This is a genomic window from Mesorhizobium sp. WSM4822 (assembly GCF_055811155.1).
This window is the reverse complement of the sequence record NZ_JBVVQM010000013.1, coordinates 84,910-104,066: the sequence shown is the minus strand read 5'-3', so window position 1 is coordinate 104,066 and position 19,157 is coordinate 84,910. Positions and strand designations below refer to the sequence as shown.

General features: G+C 63.9%; 17 protein-coding genes. 12 read left to right on the top strand and 5 right to left on the bottom strand.

Translation table 11 applies throughout. From position 1 onward, the window contains the following. Window positions 1-5 precede the first annotated feature (5 nt). Window positions 6-752: a FadR/GntR family transcriptional regulator gene (locus AC0L3E_RS26640; RefSeq protein WP_128309495.1), complete on the bottom strand. Its 747-nt coding sequence runs from the start codon at window positions 750-752 to the stop codon at window positions 6-8. 200 nt (window positions 753-952) lie between these two features. On the opposite strand from AC0L3E_RS26640, the gene AC0L3E_RS26635 reads away from it, so the two are divergent. From AC0L3E_RS26635 to AC0L3E_RS26610, 6 genes are all read left to right on the top strand, one after another. Further along, complete coding sequence (locus AC0L3E_RS26635; protein ID WP_027039820.1) at window positions 953-1,942, top strand: arabinose ABC transporter substrate-binding protein; 990 nt, start codon at window positions 953-955, stop codon at window positions 1,940-1,942. A 68-nt stretch (window positions 1,943-2,010) separates the two neighbouring features. Next, complete coding sequence (gene araG / locus AC0L3E_RS26630; protein ID WP_128309494.1) at window positions 2,011-3,522, top strand: L-arabinose ABC transporter ATP-binding protein AraG; 1,512 nt, start codon at window positions 2,011-2,013, stop codon at window positions 3,520-3,522. Between the two features lie 10 nt (window positions 3,523-3,532). Beyond that, complete coding sequence (araH, locus tag AC0L3E_RS26625; protein ID WP_027039818.1) at window positions 3,533-4,483, top strand: L-arabinose ABC transporter permease AraH; 951 nt, start codon at window positions 3,533-3,535, stop codon at window positions 4,481-4,483. Between the two features lie 15 nt (window positions 4,484-4,498). Next, a complete protein-coding gene (locus AC0L3E_RS26620) occupies window positions 4,499-5,278 on the top strand; it encodes an SDR family oxidoreductase (RefSeq protein WP_473605995.1) in 780 nt (259 codons plus the stop codon). A 14-nt stretch (window positions 5,279-5,292) separates the two neighbouring features. Next, window positions 5,293-7,005 carry an L-arabinonate dehydratase gene (gene araD / locus AC0L3E_RS26615; RefSeq protein WP_128308417.1) on the top strand — a complete coding sequence of 571 codons (1,713 nt, stop codon included), beginning with the start codon at window positions 5,293-5,295 and terminating at the stop codon, window positions 7,003-7,005. A gap of 11 nt (window positions 7,006-7,016) precedes the next feature. Next, on the top strand, window positions 7,017-7,922 hold the full coding sequence (locus AC0L3E_RS26610) for a dihydrodipicolinate synthase family protein (RefSeq protein WP_128308416.1): 906 nt from the start codon (window positions 7,017-7,019) through the stop codon (window positions 7,920-7,922). A gap of 14 nt (window positions 7,923-7,936) precedes the next feature. Here the strand turns inward: AC0L3E_RS26610 and AC0L3E_RS26605 are convergent, their stop codons facing one another. The 4 genes from AC0L3E_RS26605 to AC0L3E_RS26590 form a co-directional block, all read right to left on the bottom strand. Further along, a complete protein-coding gene (locus AC0L3E_RS26605) occupies window positions 7,937-8,683 on the bottom strand; it encodes an SDR family NAD(P)-dependent oxidoreductase (protein ID WP_127397822.1) in 747 nt (248 codons plus the stop codon). Between the two features lie 68 nt (window positions 8,684-8,751). Further along, complete coding sequence (locus AC0L3E_RS26600; protein ID WP_473605994.1) at window positions 8,752-10,263, bottom strand: UxaA family hydrolase; 1,512 nt, start codon at window positions 10,261-10,263, stop codon at window positions 8,752-8,754. A 219-nt stretch (window positions 10,264-10,482) separates the two neighbouring features. Beyond that, window positions 10,483-10,812, bottom strand: a complete 330-nt coding sequence (locus AC0L3E_RS26595; RefSeq protein WP_127269482.1) for an L-rhamnose mutarotase — start codon at window positions 10,810-10,812, stop codon at window positions 10,483-10,485. A gap of 19 nt (window positions 10,813-10,831) precedes the next feature. Beyond that, entirely contained in the window at window positions 10,832-11,506 is a 675-nt protein-coding gene (locus AC0L3E_RS26590) for a GntR family transcriptional regulator (RefSeq protein ID WP_127269483.1), read from the bottom strand. A gap of 332 nt (window positions 11,507-11,838) precedes the next feature. On the opposite strand from AC0L3E_RS26590, the gene AC0L3E_RS26585 reads away from it, so the two are divergent. The 6 genes from AC0L3E_RS26585 to AC0L3E_RS26560 all read left to right on the top strand — a co-directional run bounded on the left by AC0L3E_RS26585 (window position 11,839) and on the right by AC0L3E_RS26560 (window position 19,152). After that, complete coding sequence (locus AC0L3E_RS26585; protein ID WP_128308414.1) at window positions 11,839-13,341, top strand: sugar ABC transporter ATP-binding protein; 1,503 nt, start codon at window positions 11,839-11,841, stop codon at window positions 13,339-13,341. Further along, entirely contained in the window at window positions 13,338-14,336 is a 999-nt protein-coding gene (locus AC0L3E_RS26580) for an ABC transporter permease (protein WP_245469730.1), read from the top strand. The genes AC0L3E_RS26585 and AC0L3E_RS26580 overlap by 4 nt, the downstream gene beginning before the upstream one ends. After that, window positions 14,336-15,331 carry an ABC transporter permease gene (locus AC0L3E_RS26575; RefSeq protein WP_127322263.1) on the top strand — a complete coding sequence of 332 codons (996 nt, stop codon included), beginning with the start codon at window positions 14,336-14,338 and terminating at the stop codon, window positions 15,329-15,331. The genes AC0L3E_RS26580 and AC0L3E_RS26575 overlap by 1 nt, the downstream gene beginning before the upstream one ends. Before the next feature lie 14 nt (window positions 15,332-15,345). Further along, complete coding sequence (locus tag AC0L3E_RS26570) at window positions 15,346-16,284, top strand: sugar ABC transporter substrate-binding protein (protein ID WP_128308413.1); 939 nt, start codon at window positions 15,346-15,348, stop codon at window positions 16,282-16,284. Between the two features lie 238 nt (window positions 16,285-16,522). After that, window positions 16,523-17,695, top strand: coding sequence for an FMNH2-dependent alkanesulfonate monooxygenase (gene ssuD / locus AC0L3E_RS26565; protein WP_127322262.1), 1,173 nt, complete (start codon window positions 16,523-16,525; stop codon window positions 17,693-17,695). Next, complete coding sequence (locus AC0L3E_RS26560; RefSeq protein ID WP_473605992.1) at window positions 17,692-19,152, top strand: FAD/NAD(P)-binding protein; 1,461 nt, start codon at window positions 17,692-17,694, stop codon at window positions 19,150-19,152. The genes ssuD and AC0L3E_RS26560 overlap by 4 nt, the downstream gene beginning before the upstream one ends. Window positions 19,153-19,157: the final 5 nt, after the last annotated feature.

Genomic DNA, 19,157 nt, shown 5'->3' with positions numbered 1-19,157 from the left:
CAGTCTCAGTTGCTCTTGAGTTTCTTGGCGCTGACGAGGTCGCGCGCCGCAAGGTCGAGGATCTTGTTTGCGGCCCCACGCGCCGCCTCGGCGTCGCGCATGCGCAGCGCCTCGACCACCTCGCGGTGCGCCGCCACGGCCTCCATGCGCCGGTCGAGCGAAATCACCGCCGTCGCCTCGAGCGAGAATTTCAGCCCGGTGTCGATGAGATTGCCGATCTGGCGAAAGATCGGGTTGTGGCTCGCCGCATAGACGATCTGGTGGAAAGCGATGTCGCTGCGCGAGAAGGCGGCGAGGTCCTCGCCGGAGCCGGCCATGCCTCGCCATGCCGCTTCGAGATCGGCGATTTCCTGCAGCGTCGCGCGGGTGGCGGCGAGTTCTGCGACCAGCGGTTCGATGGCGCGGCGCGTTTCGAGGATGGCATCGAAGAGCTTGTCGTCCAGCGCGTGCGGCGCGTGCCAGGCGAGCACCTGCGGGTCGATGATGTTCCAGTCGTCCTCGTTGCAGACGATCGTGCCGATGCGTGGCCGCGACAGCACCAGCCCTTTGGCGGCCAGCACCTTCAGGGCTTCGCGGATCACGGTGCGGCTGACGCCATACTCGACGCCGAGCTCGTTTTCGGTCGGCAAGGAGGAGCCGGCCGGATAGCGCCCGGAGAAGATGTCAGAGGCTATCGCCTTGGTCACATCCGGCATCACGCGCGGGCGGCGAGTGGTCGTATCTCCCGGGGCTTTTTTCAGAATCTCGGTCACCTCAGCCCTCCTCCAAGGCGGCGAACCGCTGGTTTCGCACAGCCGGTCCGCCCTTAACGGATGCGGATCAATTGCGCCAGCGATCGCTGGTCAGAGCATGTACATTAATTATCATACCAGATCAATTGACGAGTATGATAAAAGCGATTAGAGACTCCGGCATCCGGGCTGAGCGCCCGGTCTATCGCTGGGAGGTAATCATGCGACTTTTGAAGACCGCGCTCGTCGCGGGCGCGCTTGCCGTGCTGTCCGTCACGACCATCGCTGCATATGCTCAGGACACCAAGATCGGTTTCATCGTCAAACAGCCCGAGGAGCCGTGGTTCCAGGACGAATGGAAGTTCGCCGACCAGGCCGCCAAGGAGAAGGGCTTTACCCTGGTCAAGATCGGCGCCGAGGACGGTGAGAAGCTGATGTCGGCGATCGACAATCTCGGCGCCCAGGGCGCCCAGGGCTTCATCGTCTGCACACCGGACGTGAAGCTTGGCCCCGGCATCGTCGCCAAGGCCGCCGCCAACAATCTCAAGCTGATGACTGTCGACGACCGTCTGGTCGGCGCCGACGGCAAGGCGCTGGAAGACGTGCCGCATATGGGCATTTCGGCCACCAAGATCGGCGAAGCCGTCGGCCAGGCGATCGTCGACGAAATGAAGGCACGCGGCTGGAAGGCCGACGAGGTCGGCGCCATCCGCGTCTCCTACGACCAACTGCCGACCGCGGTCGACCGCGTCGAAGGTGCCATCTCGGTGCTGAAGGCAAACGGCTTCAAGGCCGAGAACATCTTCGACGCGCCACAGGCCAAGACCGACACCGAAGCCGCCCTCAACGCCGCAACGGTCGTGCTCAACGCCCATGCCGACATCAAGAAATGGGTCTCCTTCGGCCTCAACGATGAGGCGGTGCTCGGCGCAGTGCGTGCTTCCGAAAGCGTCGGCATCCCCGCTGACAGCGTGATCGGCGTTGGCATTGGCGGCGCGGATTCCGCAATCAACGAGTTCAAGAAGCCGACCGCCACTGGCTTCGTCGGCACCGTGATCATCTCGCCGAAGCGTCATGGCTACGAGACGGCGCTCAACATGTATGACTGGGTTGCCAACAACAAGGAACCGGAGAAGCTGATCCTGACTTCCGGTGCACTCGCCAAGCGTGACGACTACCAGAAGGTCCGCCAGGGCCTCGGCATCGAATAATCCTCCCTGTACAAACAGGCGGCGGCTCATCCCGCCGCCTGTTTGTCATGGCTCAAAAGGATCGGCTCGTGTCCTTTCTCGACTTCTCGCACATCACCAAGACCTATCCGGGCGTCAAGGCGCTGTCGGACGTCTCGTTCGGCGTCGACAAAGGCGCCGTGCATGGCCTGATGGGCGAGAACGGCGCCGGCAAATCCACCCTGATCAAGATCCTCTCCGGCGACCAGCATGCCGATCAGGGCGAGATCCGCATTGACGGCAGGGTTCAAGCCTATACCTCGACCCGGGATGCCTTCGACAATGGCGTCATTGTCATTCATCAGGAACTGCAACTCGTTCCTGAACTCACCGTTGCCGAAAACCTCAGCCTCGGTCGTTTCCCCGCCAACGCCGGCATCATCGCCGGTCGCCGGATGCTGGACGACGTCGGCGCCAAGCTGAAATCGGCCGGTATCGACATCGACATGCGCCGCAAGGTCAAGACGCTGTCGATCGGCGAACGCCAGATGGTCGAGATCGCCAAGGCGGTCATGCTCGACGCACGCGTTATCGCGCTGGACGAACCGACCTCGTCGCTGTCCTCGCGCGAAAGCGAAATCCTGTTTGCCCTGATCAATCGCCTGCGCAGCGAGGGCAAGGTCATCATCTACGTCTCGCACAGGCTCGACGAGGTGTTCCGGCTCTGCGACAGCCTGACCGTGCTGCGCGATGGCAAGCTCGCGGCGCACCACGCGTCGCTGAAAGGCGTCACCCGCGATCAGGTCGTCGCCGAGATGGTCGGCCGCGAGATTTCGGATATCTGGGGTTTTCGCGCACGAAAAACAGGCGATGTCCGCCTGAAGGTCGACGCTCTCAGCGGCCCCAAACTGCAGACACCGGCCAGTTTCGAGGCAAGGGCAGGCGAGATCGTCGGCTTCTTCGGCCTGATCGGCGCCGGGCGCTCGGAGCTGATGCGGTTGGTCTATGGCGCCGATCCGCGCTCGGGCGGCACCATCACCGTCGACGGCAAGCTGGTTCGCGCCACCGATCCGCGTGGCACGATCCGGGCCGGCATCGTGCTGTGCTCGGAGGATCGCAAGCATGACGGCATCATCCAGGGGCGCTCGGTCGAGGAGAACATCAACATCTCGTCGCGGCGCCATCACACACGCTTCGGCGTGCTCAACCGCGCCAGCGAGATCGCCACGGCCGAGACCTTTGTCAAGAAGCTGAAGGTGCGCACGCCGTCGCGCAAGCAGGACATCATCCACCTCTCCGGCGGCAACCAGCAGAAGGTCATCCTCGGCCGCTGGCTGTCCGAACAGGGCGTGCGGGTGCTCATTGTCGACGAGCCGACGCGCGGCATCGATGTCGGTGCCAAATCGGAAATCTACGAACTGCTCTACCAGCTTGCGCAGGACGGCATGGCGATCGTCGTGGTCTCGTCCGAACTGCCGGAAGTGATGGGCATCTGCGACCGTATTCTGGTGATGTGCGGTGGCCGCGTCAGCGCCGAGCTCACCCGCGACCAGTTCGCCGAAAAGGCGATCCTGGCCGCCGCTCTGCCCGATCAGAAAACCCCCGACGCGATCGCATCCTGAGGACTTTGGCATGACCGACCAGTTGAAAAAAATCCTGCTCGGCGAACAGGGCCTCGTCGTCATCTTTGTCGTCGCCTTCGCGCTGGTGTCGGCCCTGGTGCCGAACTTCCTTACGGACCGCAACATGCTCGGCCTGCTGCAGTCGGTGGTCACCGTCGGTATCGTCGCCTGCACCATGATGTTCTGCCTCGCCGCGCGCGACTTCGACCTGTCGGTCGGTTCGATCGTCGCCTTTGCCGGCATGGTCGCTGTGATGGCCTCGAATTACACCGGCTCGATCCTGCTTGGCCTGCTGGCGGCAATCGCCTGCGGCGCTTTCGTCGGCTTCATCAACGGCGTTGTCATCGCCAAATTTCGCATCAACGCGCTGATCACGACGCTGGCCACCATGCAGATCGTGCGCGGCTTTGCGCTGATCGCGTCCGACGGCCGCGCCGTCGGCATCAACAGCCCGGATTTCTATCAGCTGGCGCTCTCGAAACTGCTCGGCATACCGACGCCGGTCTGGGTGCTTGCCATCCTGTTTTGCATCTTCGGCTTCGTCCTCAACCGGACCGTCTTCGGCAAGAACACGCTGGCCATCGGCGGCAATCCGGAGGCCTCGCGGCTTGCCGGCGTCAATGTCGACCGGACGCGCATCTGGATTTTTGCGCTGCAAGGCGTCGTCTGCGGTATCGCCGGCATCCTGCTGGCGTCGCGCATCACCTCGGGCCAGCCCAACGCGGCGGTCGGGCTGGAACTCTCGGTCATTTCGGCCTGCGTGCTCGGCGGCGTTTCGCTCGCCGGCGGCCGCGCCACCATGTCGGGCGTCATCGTCGGCGTGCTGATCATGGGCATCGCCGAGAACGCCATGAACCTGCTCAACATCCCGGCCTTCTACCAGTACATCGTGCGCGGCGTTATTTTGCTGCTAGCCGTGCTGCTCGACAATCTGCGCTCGTCGGCTTTGGGTCGGCGATAGGCTGGAGGAACAAAAATGGCTGAGCGCCTTTCCGGCAAACGCATCTTCCTGACGGGTGCAGCGCAAGGCATCGGGCTTGCCATCGCCGAAGCCTGTTTGGCCGAAGGCGCAAAACTGTTCCTGGTCGGCCGCGATGCCGCACTGCTGGACAAGGCAGTCGCCGGCCTTGCCGCACCGCAAGGCCATGTCGGACATGTTGCGGCCGACATAAGCGACAGCGCCGGGATTGCGGCTGCCGTCAGCCAAGCGGCTGCCGAGATCGGCCCGATCAACGCGCTGATCAACAATGCCGGGGTCAATGTGTTCTCGACGCCGCTCGAGGCGACCGAGGAAGAGTGGAACCGCAACTTCGACGTCAACGTCAAGGGAGCCTGGAACTGCAGCAAGGCGGTGCTGCCGGGCATGATCGCGAGCGGCGGCGGCGCCATCCTCAACATCGCCTCGACGCACAGCTTCACCATCATCCCGCATACCTTCCCCTATCCGGTCGCCAAGCACGCGCTGCTCGGCCTGACCAAATCGCTGGCACTCGAATATGCGGCGCAAGGCGTGCGCGTGAACGCGCTGGCGCCGGGCTATGTCGAGACGCAGAAGGCGATCGATTACTGGAACAGCTTTGCCGACCCGGCCACAGCACGCGCCAACACCATGGCACTGCACCCCGGCGGCCGCATCGCCACGGCGCACGAGATCGCGCTTGCCGCGGTGTTCATGATTTCCGACGAGTGCCCGTTCATGAACGCGGCCACGCTCGTCGTCGACGGTGGACTGAGCCAGCTCCAGCATCCCGCCTGAACGCCGGAAAGACCATGACCAAGAGACGATCGCAGCACTGGTTCAGCGGGCTGGGCAAGGATGCCTTCATCCACCGCAGCTGGATGAAGAACAACGGCCTGCCCGATGATGCCTTCGACGGCCGTCCGGTGATCGGCATCTGCAACACATTCTCCGAATTCACGCCTTGCCACGTGCATTTCCGTGCTCTGATCGAGCACATCAAGGCCGGCGTGCTGGAAGCTGGCGGCCTGCCGCTCGAATTCCCGGTCTTCTCTTGCGGCGAGTCCAATCTGCGGCCGACGGCGATGCTGTTTCGCAACCTCGCCTCGATGGATGTCGAGGAGGCGATCCGCGGCAATCCGATGGATGGCGTCGTGCTGATGGCCGGCTGCGACAAGACCACGCCGTCGCTGGTCATGGGCGCGGCCTCCTGCGACCTGCCGTCGATCGTCATTTCCGGCGGGCCGATGCTCAATGGCCGCTTTCAGGGCCGGGAGATCGGTTCCGGCACCGATGTGTGGAAATTCTCCGAGGATGTCCGCGCCGGCGTGATGAGCGAGCAGGATTTCGCCGATGCCGAGAGCGCCATGTCGCGCTCGCCCGGACATTGCATGACCATGGGCACCGCCTCGACCATGGCTTCGATGGTCGAGGCGCTCGGCCTGGCGCTGCCGGGCAACGCCGCCTATCCGGCGGTCGATGCGCGCCGCAGCCGCATCGCCCGCATGACGGGGCGGCGCATCGTCGAGATGGTCAATGAGGATCTGCGCCCGTCGGCTATCCTCACCAGACAAGCCTTCGCCAACGCGATCCGCATCAATGGCGCGATCGGCGGCTCGACCAATGCGGTCGTGCATCTCCTGGCAATCGCCGGCCGCGTCGGCACCGAGCTGACGCTGGACGATTGGGACAGATATGGCCGCGATGTGCCGACCATCCTCGACCTGATGCCGTCCGGCCGTTTCCTGATGGAGGATTTCTGTTACGCCGGTGGCATTCCGGCCGTCATGAAGGAGATGGCCGGTCTGCTTGATCTCGACGCGCTGACCGTCACCGGCAAGACCGTGCGCGACAACATCAGTGATGCCCAAAACTACAATCCGGAGGTGATCCGCCCGCGCGACAAAGCGCTCACGCCGCAGGGCGGCATTGCGGTGCTGCGCGGCAATCTGGCGCCCGACGGTGCGATCATCAAGCCGTCCGCCGCCTCGCCAGCGCTGATGAAGCATCGCGGCCGCGCCGTCGTCTTCGAGGACATCGACGATTACAAGGCGCGCGTCGACGATCCCTTGCTGGATATCGACGAAACGTCGATCATGGTGCTGAAGAATTGCGGGCCGAAAGGCTATCCCGGCATGGCCGAAGTCGGCAACATGGCGCTGCCTCGGAAGCTGCTGAAACAAGGCGTGCGCGACATGATCCGCATCTCCGACGCCCGCATGTCCGGTACTGCCTTCGGCACTGTCGTTCTGCATGCCGCACCCGAAGCCGCTATCGGCGGCCCGTTGGCGCTGGTCAGGAGCGGCGACTTCATCGAGCTCGATGTCGAAGCGAGGAAGCTGCATCTCGACGTGTCGGAACAGGAGTTGGCGCGGCGTCGTGAATCCTGGCTACCGCCCGTCCCGGCGATGCGCGGCGGCTATCAAGGCCTCTACGTCGACCATGTCCTGCAGGCGGATCGTGGCGCCGACCTCGACTTTCTCGTCGGAAGCCGTGGCCACGCCATCCCGCGCGAAAGCCATTGAGGCCGACCAGCATGCCTAATTTCCGGCCTTTCGATTTCCACGGCATTAACGCCATTCTCTACGCGCTCTTTGACGTGAACGAACAGCTGGACCGCGCGGCGATGCGTCGGCAGGTCGAGATCTGCCTCGCGACCGGCGTGCACGGCATGGCGGCGCTCGGCCTGGCAACGGAAGTCGCCAAGCTGACCGAGGCCGAGCGTCGGACGATCATGGACTGGACGGCGGAAGACACCGCAGGAAAAGTGCCGCTCGCCTTCACCATCTTCGGTTCTTCTGTGGCTGAGCAGGTGGCGCAGGTTCGCCATGCCGAAAGCGTCGGAGCGGATTGGGTGATCCTGCAGCCGCCGCCAGCCGGATCCTATGGTGCGCCGGAATACATCAAGTTCTTCGGCCGCGTCGCCGAGGCGACCGACCTGCCGGTGGCGATCCAGAACGCGCCGGCCTTTTTCGGGCGCGGCCTGTCATCGGACGAAATCCGCGAACTCGTCACGCTTCATCCCAACATAAGGCTGATCAAGGGCGAAGGTCCGGTCACCGACATCGCCGGGCTGATCGAGCGCACCGAAGGCCGGATAGCGGTTTTCAACGGACGCGGCGGCCTGGAACTGATCGACAATTTCCGCATCGGTTGCCGCGGCATGATCCTGGCGCCGGATTGCATCGACTATGCCGTGCGCGCCTATCATGCGTTCCGCGCCGGAGACGAAGCCACGGCCGAGGCAGAATATGCAAGAATGTTGCCGGCAGCGGTCTTCGTCATGCAAGGCATCGAGAACCTGATCTGCTACGGCAAGCGGCTGTTCGGCGCCCGCGCCGGCATCCTGACCCACGACCGGGCTCCGGCGATGCGGCCCAACGAGACTGGCCTGGCGGTGGTGGCGCGTTTCGCGGCCGGCCTCGGTCGGTTGCCTGGCTGAACGGCATTGCGCGATCAGTAGGTAGTCCGTCCACCCGACAAATCGAATGTAGAGGCGGTTGTAAAACTGTTCTCCTTGGAGACGAGCCAGGCGACCATGGCGGCGGCCTCGTCGACCTCCAGCAGGCGGCCGCGCGGAATGCGCGAGCGCATATATTCGATGTGCTCCGGCGTCAGCTGTTCGAGGATGCGCGTCTGCGCCGTGGCCGGCGAGATGCAGTTCACCGCGATGTCGTACTGCGCCAGCTCCTTGCCGAGCGACTTGGTCAGGCCGATGACCGCCGCCTTCGAGGCCGAATAGGCTGATGCGTTCGGGTTGCCCTCCTTTCCGGCCACCGAGGCTATGTTGACGATGCGCCCGTAATTGCGCTCCTTCATTCCCGGAACCACGGCGCGGTTGACGTAGAACGTGCCGTTCACATTGACATCGATGACCTTCTTCCACGTCTCGATGTCGTAGACGTCGAGCGGGGCGGCCGGGCCGGCAATTCCGGCGGAATTGACCAGAATGGAAATCTTGCCGGCCAACTCTTCGGTCCTGGCGCGCGCCGCGTCCACCGACGCCCAATCGGCGACGTCCACGATCTCCGTCGTGGCGGCGTTGCCGAGTTCCTTCTTGGCGGTTTCGAGGCGGGCCTCATCGAGATCCCACAAGGTTACCGTCGCGCCGGAGGCGACGAAACGTCTGGCCATCGCAAAGCCGAGGCCCTGGGCGCCGCCGGTGACGACAGCGTGCTGGCCGTCAAGATCGATGCTGTTCATGTCGATCGGTTCTTTCCGTTTGAGATTTTTCGTGGGCGCCCGCCGGCCTGTGCAGGCGGGCGATATCGCTACATGGTTGCGCCAAGGCTCCATGGCACGAACTCGTTGTCGCCATAGCCGAGCGCTTCCGACCTGGTGCGCCCGCCGGAAGCGACGCGCAGGATCTCGGCGAAGATCTCCTCGCCCTTCTCGGCCAGCGAGACGCCGTCCAGTATGTCTCCGCAATTGATGTCCATGTCCTCGCGCATCTGCTCGAAGATGAAGCTGTTGGAGGCAAGCTTGATCGAGGGCGTCGGCTTGCAGCCGAAGGCCGAACCGCGGCCGGTGGTGAAGCACAATATGTTGGCGCCGCCGGCGACCTGCCCGGTGGCCGAGACCGGATCGTAGCCAGGCGTATCCATGAAGACGAGGCCGCGCTCGTTGATCGGCTCGGCATATTCCAGCACTGCGCGCAGATTGGTGGTGCCGCCCTTGGCGGAGGCGCCGAGCGATTTCTCCAGGATGGTCGTCAGCCCACCCAGCTTGTTGCCGGGCGAAGGGTTGTTGTTCATCTCCATGTCGTGCCTGGCGGTATAATCCTCCCACCAGCGGATGCGCTCGATCAGCTTTTCACCCACCGCGCGGCTCTCGGCGCGCGAGGCGAGAAGATGTTCGGCGCCATAGATTTCGGGCGTCTCCGAGAGCACGGCCGTGCCGCCTTGCCCGACAAGCAGGTCCACCGCAGCACCCAGTGCCGGATTGGCGCTGATGCCGGAGTAACCGTCCGATCCGCCGCATTGCAGTGCTAGCACCAGTTCGGAGGCTGGTTGCGGCGTCCTTTCGGCGGCGTTCACCGTAGGCAGCATGTCGACGATCGCCTTGACGCCGGCCTCGACTGTCTTTCGCGTGCCGCCGGTTTCCTGGATCGTCATCGTGCGGAAAATCGTGCTCTCCTCGATGTTGTACGACTGCATCCAGCGCGGAATCTGGAACGCTTCGCAGCCGAGCCCGACCATCAGCACGCCGCCGACATTGGGGTTCGTGGCGAAGCCCCATTGCGTGCGCTTCAGCAGGTCGTAAGCGGGACCCTTGGTGTCGATGCCGCAGCCAGTGCCGTGGACGAGTGCGATGATGCCGTCGATATTGGGATAGTCGCGCAGGATGCCAGACCGGTTGACCTCGTCGGTGATGAACCGGGCGACGCTGGCAGAGCAATTCACCGACGTCAGGACGGCGATGAAGTTGCGCGTGCCGACCTTGCCGCTCGGCCGGCGGTAACCCATGAAGGTGGCCCGCTCGGCCTCGGCAACGATCTCGGTTTGCCTGGTATTGGTGCCGAAGACGTAGTCGCGTTCGAAATTGCGCAGATACACATTGTGCTCGTGAACCCAGTCGCCGGCGACGATGGGTTCCCGCGCAAAGCCAATGGTCTGGCCGTATTTCACGATCGGGTCGTCCGAGCCGATGTCGCGCAGGGCCATCTTATGCCCGCGCGGTATGCGCGCCTTCGCTGCCACGTCCCCGGCTTTGTCGCCGATCTTCAACGGATCGACCGCCAGAAGAATGTTGTCGGTATCCGACAGCTTGATGAACCGTGCCATGACCCAAACTCTGAAAAAGCTCTCCCCGACAAGGAGCGTCGAGAGGCAAAAGTGATTTGGAATACTAATATAATAGAATGTCAGTGGTCAAGGTGCGGTTGCGAAAGGCCTGGACTGCAGGGCGTTGCGGCGGATCGGTCAGGTGAGTGGCGTGCGGCGCAGTTTGAGGGCGGCAAACGGCTGGATGAAACAACGGATCGCCGCCCGGCCGGGACACGGTCAGTCGAGATGGAAGACCTCTTCCATCGCCGCCCACCATTCGCCGTCGGCGCGCGTCGGCAGTGGCGTCTGCATGGGGTCGCACAGCTCCCACCATTTGCGCATCGCCGGCGACTCGCCCATTCGCGCCGCATCCTTGGCGAAGTCGCTGCCGTGATACTCCCAGCAGGCGAACAGAAGGTTCTCCGGTTCGCGCAGGAAGATCGAATAGTTGCGGATGTTGGCGCCGCTGATGACCTCGAGGACGTCGGGCCAGACGGCGGCGTGGACGCGCCTGTAGTCCGCGATCGCCTCTGCTTTCACGCCGATACAAAGTCCCATTCTTTGCATGCCGGTGGCTCGCAGGGCTTCAGTCGAGAAGGTCGGCGGCGACTTCGAGCGTGTTGCGGAACGACGTCTCGAGATGGTGTTCCATCGCTTGCGCCGCACCCTCGGCGTCGTGGCGCTTCAGCGCGTCGAAAATGGCCTCGTGCTGCTCGATCGTCTGTTCGCCATAGCCCGGCTTGGGGATGGCGAGATAGCGGCCGCGATCCATCTGTGCCTTTGAGATGTCGACGGCTCTCCAGATCATCGGCAGGCCGCAGATCTCGGCGATGGTGCGGTGAAAGACATCGTCGAGCTGTATCGCGGTGGCATATCTGCCTCGCGATATGGCAAGCCGGTGCGCCGCCATGTTGTCTTCCAGCAATTCGCTGGCGGCCGGTGTGAACTTGGCGGCCGCGCGTCGGGCGCTCTCCATCTCTAGTGCCCGCCGAATGACATAGGCTTCTTCCAGGTCGGCCCGGCTGATCGGAGCGACATAGGTGCCCGTTTGCGCCAGGATCTTGACCAGGCCCTCGTCGCTGATGCGCTTGACCGCTTCGCGAACGGGGGTGCGCGACACACCCAGGGCCTCCGCGATGGCGACCTCGTTGATGACCTCCCCCGGCTTCAACTGCCCGACGACGATCAGGTTGCGGATCTTGTGATAGATCTGATCGCGGAGCGGAAGAGCCCGATTGAGCGTCGAAGGATCCAGGTCCATTGCAAATCCGTGTCTTCGTTCACCAGAAATGGCCAGATAATACTAGAATGTCAATCGGAACGCATCCAATGGAAGCGGTCGGGTGTCGGTGGACACGATGTCCATAACGACCGCCGGAATCCAGCTTGCCAGAACTATTATATTAGTGCAATAGTCATCATCCGCGGTGAGAAATTCAACCGCAACCGAGAGCCTGGACTGAGCCGCGTGTTCAAAGCCCGGCGTTCAAGCCAGTTCGAAGAGGGGTCGAGCTGCGTTGAAGCAACTATTATACTAACATATCGATAGTCGATACCGAGGACGGCCAGCCGCCAGGAGGAACCTAGCCAGATATGACTGTCGCCGCCGATTGCGCCTTGGACATGCGAGGCATCAGCAAGACGTTCCCGGGCGTGAAGGCTCTGTCCAACGTCAATTTCGCCGTGAAATTCGGCACCGTTCATGCGGTCGTGGGTGAGAACGGCGCCGGCAAATCGACGCTCATGAAAGTGCTCAACGGGTCCTACGCACCCACCAGCGGCGCAATCAGGGTCGGCGGCGCCGAAGTGCGCATGCGCCGGCCCGCCGATGCCCAGGCGCTGGGCATCCGCATGGTGCATCAGGAAATCAATCTGGTCCCCGACCTGAGCGTCGCCGAAAACGTCTATCTCGGCCGCATGCCGGGCAAGTGGACGTTTCTGCGCAAGGGCGAGATGATCCGGGCTGCAGCCGCCGTCCTCGATGAGCTCGGAGCGACCATCAACCCGCGTGAACGGCTCGGCAACCTGTCGATCAGCCAGCAGCAGCTCGTCGAGATCGCCAAGGCCTACGCGGCGCAGCCCAGGATCATCGTCCTGGACGAACCGACATCCAGCCTCAGCGAGCATGAGACGGCGGCGTTGTTCCGGATCTTGCGCAAGATGCGCGATGACGGAATCGCCATCATCTATATCAGCCACCGACTGAAGGAGGTGCTCGAAATTGCCGACGAGGTGACTGTGCTGCGCGACGGATCAATGATCGAGACGCGGCCGATCGAAGGCATAAATGCCGCTCACATGATCAGGCTGATGGTCGGTCGCGAAGTCAGCAATGTCTTCCCGAAAAGCCCGGCCGAGATCGGCAAGTCGGTGCTGCGCGTCGAACGCATCAGCGACGGCGCGCGCTTCCGCGATGTCAGCTTCGATGTACGCGCCGGCGAGATACTGGGCTTGACCGGGCTGGTGGGCGCTGGCCGCACCGAGGTCGCCCGCGCGATCTTCGGCCTGTCGCGGCTTGTCGAAGGCACAGTCAGCGTCAACGGACGCGAGGTCTCGATCAACTCGCCATCCCAGGCGGTCAGGGCAGGCATTGCCTATGTTCCGGAAGATCGCAAGGGCGACGGCGTCGTGCCTGGAATGTCGATCCGGGAAAACATCAGCCTGCCCATACTGCGCCGCCTGAGCCGTTTCGGGCGCATCAGCCGCAGCGCCGATCACGCGCTTGCCGCGGACTCGGTCAAGCAGTTTTCGATTTCACCGCCCGACGGCGAACGGCGCATCAGCCTTCTGTCGGGCGGTAACCAGCAGAAGGCGGTCATCGCCAAATGGCTTGCCGCCAAGCCCCTGGTCTTGATCCTCGACGAGCCGACGCGGGGCGTCGACGTCGGCGCCAAGGCCGAGATCCACCACATCATCGGCCGACTCGTCGCAGGCGGCATGGCGGTGGTGATGATCTCCTCGGAACTGCCCGAAATCCTCGGCGTCTGCGACCGCGTGGTGGTGATGCGCGATGGACACGCCTCCGAGCCTCTCCTGCGCAGCGAATTGAGCGAGGAACGCATCATGGCGCTGGCCACCGGGGAGGAGATGGCGTGACCGAAGCTGCCATGGAGATCGGCGGTGTGAACCGCAACGACCGCTTTACGCGCGGCAGCAGGCTTGTCGGTGTCCTGTCGAAGGCGGGGCTGGCCTTCGCCATCCTCGCCGTGATGCTCTACGGCTCCTTCGTCAGCCCCGCCTTCTTCACATCAGGCAATTTGCTCAACGTCCTGACCTCGATGTCCATCGTCGGCATCGTCGTCGTCGGCATGACCTTCGTGCTCGTGGTCGGCGGCCTGGCCGACCTCTCGGTGCCGGCCACCATCGCCTGCGGCGCCATCCTGTCGCTCGGGCTGCAGCCAGTGATCGGGCCGCTGCCGGCCTTCGTCCTGGCCGTCGGCCTTGCCGGCCTCATAGGCCTGCTCAACGGCGTCTTGGTCGGCTATGTCGGCATCAACCCCATCATCGCCACGCTCGGCATCGGCACGATCGGACTGGGCATCGTCCAGGCGGCTGTCGGCGGGGTCATTGTCTATGGCAGCAATCCCGCCTCCGCCGAATTCGCCAAGGGCCGGCTGTTCGGCATTCCGGTCGTGGTGCTGATCTTCCTGGTCATTGCTCTTATCGGCCATTTCGTGCTGTCCCGCTCCTTCTGGGGCAGATGGACGCTTGCCACCGGCGGCAATTACAGCGCCGCCGAGGCAAGTGCGGTTCCGGTGCAGGCCGTGAAGGCTGGCGCCTTCGTGATCACAGCACTCGCTTCCGGCATCAGCGGCGGCCTGCTCGGGCTGACGCTGCAGAGCGCGCGGCCGCTCATCGGCGGCGGCTACGAATTCAGTGCCATCACGGCGGTGGTGGTCGGCGGCGTGTCGATCGTCGGCGGCTTCGGATCGGTGCCACGGGCCATCGCCGGCCTCATCTTCGTGCAACTGCTGACCAACGTCATGGTGCTCGACGGTGTGCGCACGCCGATCCAGGGTTTCGTGCTCGGCATCCTGATCGTCGGCGCCGTTGGCATGGATGCGGCGCTGCGCAAGCGGGGCGTGTCGTGATGCGTTTTCTTTCGCTTGTCTCGCAGTATCGCGTCATCGTCATTCTCGGTCTGACGCTCGTCATTTCCGCGCTGGTGGTCCCCGGCTACCTCTCGGCATCGACCCTCGGCCTCGGCCTCGACCGGGCGGCGACGATCGGCCTGATCGCCATCGGCCTGACGGTGCTTTTGATATCGGGCCAGATCGACCTCTCCGGTGGCGCGGTGTTTGCCCTGGCCGGCATCGTGTCGGTCATCCTGCAGCGAGAGATCGGCATCCTGCCTGCTGCGATCGTCGGCATCCTGGTCGGTACCCTGGCAGGCGCCGTCAACGGCATGCTGGTCGTCGGCCTGAAGGTGAATTCGCTCGTGCTGACGCTAGCGACGATGCTCATCTTCCGCTCGCTCGCGCACTGGATCACCAACAGCCAGCCGGTGACCGGAACCGACATCATGCTCTCCCTGGCGCTGGCCAAGATCTATCTCGATGTCTTCACCCTCCGCAGCGCGCTGTTCATTGCCCTGATCGTGCTGCTGCATTTCTGGCTGACGCGCACCATACCCGGGCGCAACGTCTTTGCGGTGGGGTCCAACCCGGCGGCTGCCAAGGAAAGCGGTATCGCCTCGGACCGTATCGTCTTTCTCGGCTTTGTCTTTGCCGGCACGCTTGCCGGCCTGGCGGGGGTTCTCCAGAGCCTCGTCACCAACACCGGCTCGCCTGTCTTCGGCTCGGAACTGACGGTCGCCGTCATTGCCGCGGTCGTTGTCGGCGGAACTCGTCTCGAAGGCGGCAGGGGATCCGCGCTCGGCACGCTCGGCGGTGTGCTGACGATCGGCTCGCTGACCATCGCGATGGAGTTCCAGTCCGTTCCCGCATACGTCCAGCAGGTCGTGTCCGGGCTTATCCTGATCCTGCTCGTCGTGCTCGATCGGGCCGTTACCACCAAGGGGAGGGCTCCGGGCACGCGCCCGGCGCTCGTTCGCGACAATCCAATCACTCAAGGAGGAACCACATGATTGGGAGGAAACACATGATTGGCAAGAAAAGCATGCTTCACGTCGCCGCCCTGGCGGCTGTGCTGGCATCGACGGGCTGGGCCAGCGCCAAGACGGTCTGCTACGTGACGGCAGCGGATTCGCATGCCTACGCGACGCCGGCCAACAAGGCGCTTCAGGCGCGCGCTGCGGAACTCGGTATCGAGATCCTGAGCCTCAGCCAGGATTTTGACGTCCAGAAAGGCACCGAGCAGCTCAACACCTGCGTTGCGCGCAAGGTCGACGGCATCATCCTGTGGCCGCTCGACCCGCAGGCATACATACCGGGGCTGGCGCGCGCGCAGCAGGCGAACATTCCGGCGATCCTCATCAATTCACCGATGAGCGACGATGCCAAGCCGTTCATCAAGTCGTTCACCGGGCCTGACGTCTACGAGGAAGGCAAGCTGGCGGCGGACTCGCTGAGCAAGGCGCTCGGCGGCAAGGGCTCCGTCGTCATCATCGCCGGCCAGGCCGGCAACGGCACCACGATCGGACGCGTCAGCGGCTTCACCGACCGTCTGAAGGAAACCAATGCCGACATCAAGGTGCTCGACACGGTCAACGCCGACTTCGACCAGCAAAAGGCACTGGTGGTCAGCCGCGATCTGATCACACGCTTCGGCGACCAGATCAGCGGCGTCTACGCCAATGACGACACGATGGCCCGCGGCTTCATCGACGCATGGAAGGAGGCCAACCCCTCCAAGGCCGCACCGCCGATCGTCGGCATCAATGGCCAGAAGGATGCGTTCGAATCGATCCGCACCAATGAAATGTACTCGACCATCGTCCAGTCGCCCGTCGAGGATGGCCGCCTGGCGATCAACACGATGGCCGAGATCATCGACGGCAAGCAGGTCAAGGACCGGCTGCCCATCCCGCTGACCGTCGTCACCAAGGACAACGTCAACGCGGTCGAACCAGCGTTCTGATACGAGGAGGCCGGCCCGGTGTATTCGGGCCGGCCTCCTTTTCTTGCCAGAGAGAGAAATTCTAATAGCGGCGGCAGAATTGGAATAAACTAACTCTACAGAGTTTGTGGAATAAGCAATCTGCACTGGCGATCTGGTTTCCACCCGGACAGGACCACGCCATGCCCACTCTTTCGCATCAGCTACTCACCAAAGCAGGCATATCCGGCCGCCTTCGTCAGGCAGCGGGAGAGAGGCCATGAGCCGGGTCGTGCCGGACCGCATCAAGGTGCTCTGGTTTCTGCCGACGCATGGCGACAGCCGTTATCTTGGCACGGCCGAGGGCGGCAGATCGGTCGATCTGCCGTATCTGACGCAAGTGGCGAAGGCGGCCGACACGCTCGGCTACTATGGCGTTCTGTTGCCGACCGGCCGCTCGTGCGAAGATTCCTGGGTGATCGCATCGGCTCTTGTGCCGATGACCGAACGCTTGCGTTTCCTTGTCGCCGTGCGGCCCGGTTTGCAGTCGCCAACGCTGGCCGCGCGCATGACTGCGACGCTGGATCGCATCTCCAATGGCCGCCTGCTGATCAACGTCGTCACCGGCGGCGATCCGCTGGAGAACAAGGGCGACGGCATTTTTCTATCGCATGCCGAGCGCTACGAGGTGACGCAGGAATTCCTTCGGATCTACAAGCGGGTGCTGAGCGGCGAGACGGTCGAGCATGAGGGCAAGCATTTCCGCATCGAGGATGGAAGGCTGCTGTTTCCGCCGGTGCAGACGCCCTATCCCCCGCTCTACTTCGGCGGCTCGTCCGACGCTGGGTCCGTGGTGGCGGCGCAGGAGATCGACAAATATTTGACCTGGGGAGAGCCGCCAGCCGATGTCGAGCGCAAGCTGGACGGCATGCGTGAACTGGCGCAGAAGGCCGGCCGCAAGCTCTCCTTCGGCATTAGGCTGCATGTCATCGCGCGCGAAACCACCGAGGAGGCCTGGGCCGCTGCCGACAGGCTGATCAGCCGGCTCGACGACGCGACGATCGCCTCGGCTCAAAAAGTCTTTTCCCGCATGGATTCGGTCGGCCAGGCGCGGATGAGCGCACTGCATGGCGGCAATCGCGCCAAGCTCGAGATCGCGCCCAATCTGTGGGCCGGCGTCGGCCTGGTGCGCGGCGGCGCAGGGACCGCACTTGTCGGCGATCCCGACACGATCGCCGAGCGCATCGACGAGTACCGGCGCCTCGGCATCGATACCTTTATCCTTTCCGGCTATCCGCATCTCGAAGAAGCCTATCGCTTCGGTGAGCTGGTGCTGCCGAAACTGCCGACCGACCATCTGGTCAAGGCAGCCGGCTCGTCCGTCAACACCGGTCCGTTCGGCGAAACCATCGCCGGCGACCACCGGCCGAAGTCGCTCGCCAGCGCCTCGTGAACTTGCTTCCTGCGTCCTCGCGGTTGCACGTCGCCATTATCGGCGGCGGCTTTTCCGGCGCCGCGGTGGCGTGGCACCTGGCGCAAATGCCTCGGCCGGAGCGGATTTCCATTTCCGTGGTCGAGCCACGGCCGGTTCTTGGCGGTGGCCTTGCCTATTCCAGTGAGGAACCGTCGCACCGGGTCAATGTCCCCGCAGCCAGGATGAGCATGGCTCCCGACGACCCGCAGCATTTTGCACGCTGGTTGACTGGCAGCGGAGAACTCGAACACGACCCGGATGCCATCTGGAAGAACGGCGACGCTTTTCCGCGCCGACGCGTGTTCGGTCGCTACGTCGCCGAGCATCTGGCGCCGTATTTCGGTTCCGGCGTTGTCCATCATGTTCAAGGTTCCGCCATACGCGTGACGCGCGATGCCAGTGGCGCGGGCTGGACCGTGCACACCTCTGCCGGACCGGTCGCCTCCGACATCGTCGTGCTGGCAGCAACGCATCCGCAGCCTGCAATTCCAGCCGCGCTGGTCCAACTGTCGGAAGCACCGGGTTTCATCGCCGACCCGTACGCACCAGCGGCGCTTGCCGGGATTGGTCCGGAGGCGTCGGTGCTGATCGTCGGCTCCGGGCTGACCTCTGCCGACATGGTCGCTGAACTCGACCGTCGTGGCCATCGCGGCCGCATCCTGGCGCTGTCGCGCCGCGGCTTACGCTCGCGCGGACACCCCGATGTCAGGGGCGAGCCTTTTGGCGATTTTGCATCCGCGCCGGCCACGACGGCGCTCGGCGTGCTCAGGGCCATTCGCGCGACGCTGACAGCTGCGAGAGCGGCCAATGTCAACTGGCAGTCGCTCTTCGACCAACTGCGCCTGCAGGGGCCGGTGCTGTGGGCCGCACTTGCCCCGCCGGAGCGGGCAAGGCTGGTCCGCCGGCTGCGCGTGTTCTGGGACGTGCATCGCTTCAGGATCGCTCCGCAGGTGGCGGCGGTGCTCGACCGGCGTCATGCGGCCGGCACATTCGACACCATTGCCGCCAGGCTTGTCGCGTCGAACGATGAGGACGGCAGCCTGGCTGTCAGCTTTCAACGGCGCGGGCAGACACGGATCGAGACGACGCGCTTCGATGCCGTCATCAACACTACGGGTCCGGCTCATGGGCAGGCATTACAGCTGAACCCGGCGCTAAGCTCGCTGGCGGAAGCCGGCTTGATCAGGACGGACCAATATGGACTTGGCATCGAGACAAGTCTCGACAGCCGCGCAATCGGCTCGGACGGTGAGGCGGTTGCGACACTCCTGGTCGCCGGCCCGCTGGCACGAGGCACTTTCGGCGAGCTCATGGGTCTGCCGGAAGTCGCCCGCCATGCCCAGGCGGTCGCGGGGGAAATTGCCAAGCTGCTGGTTACGCTACCGTCAGCGCAGGCGTTCGGCGCCCATGCCGCGCATGGCCCTCTTGCGGGCTGACATCT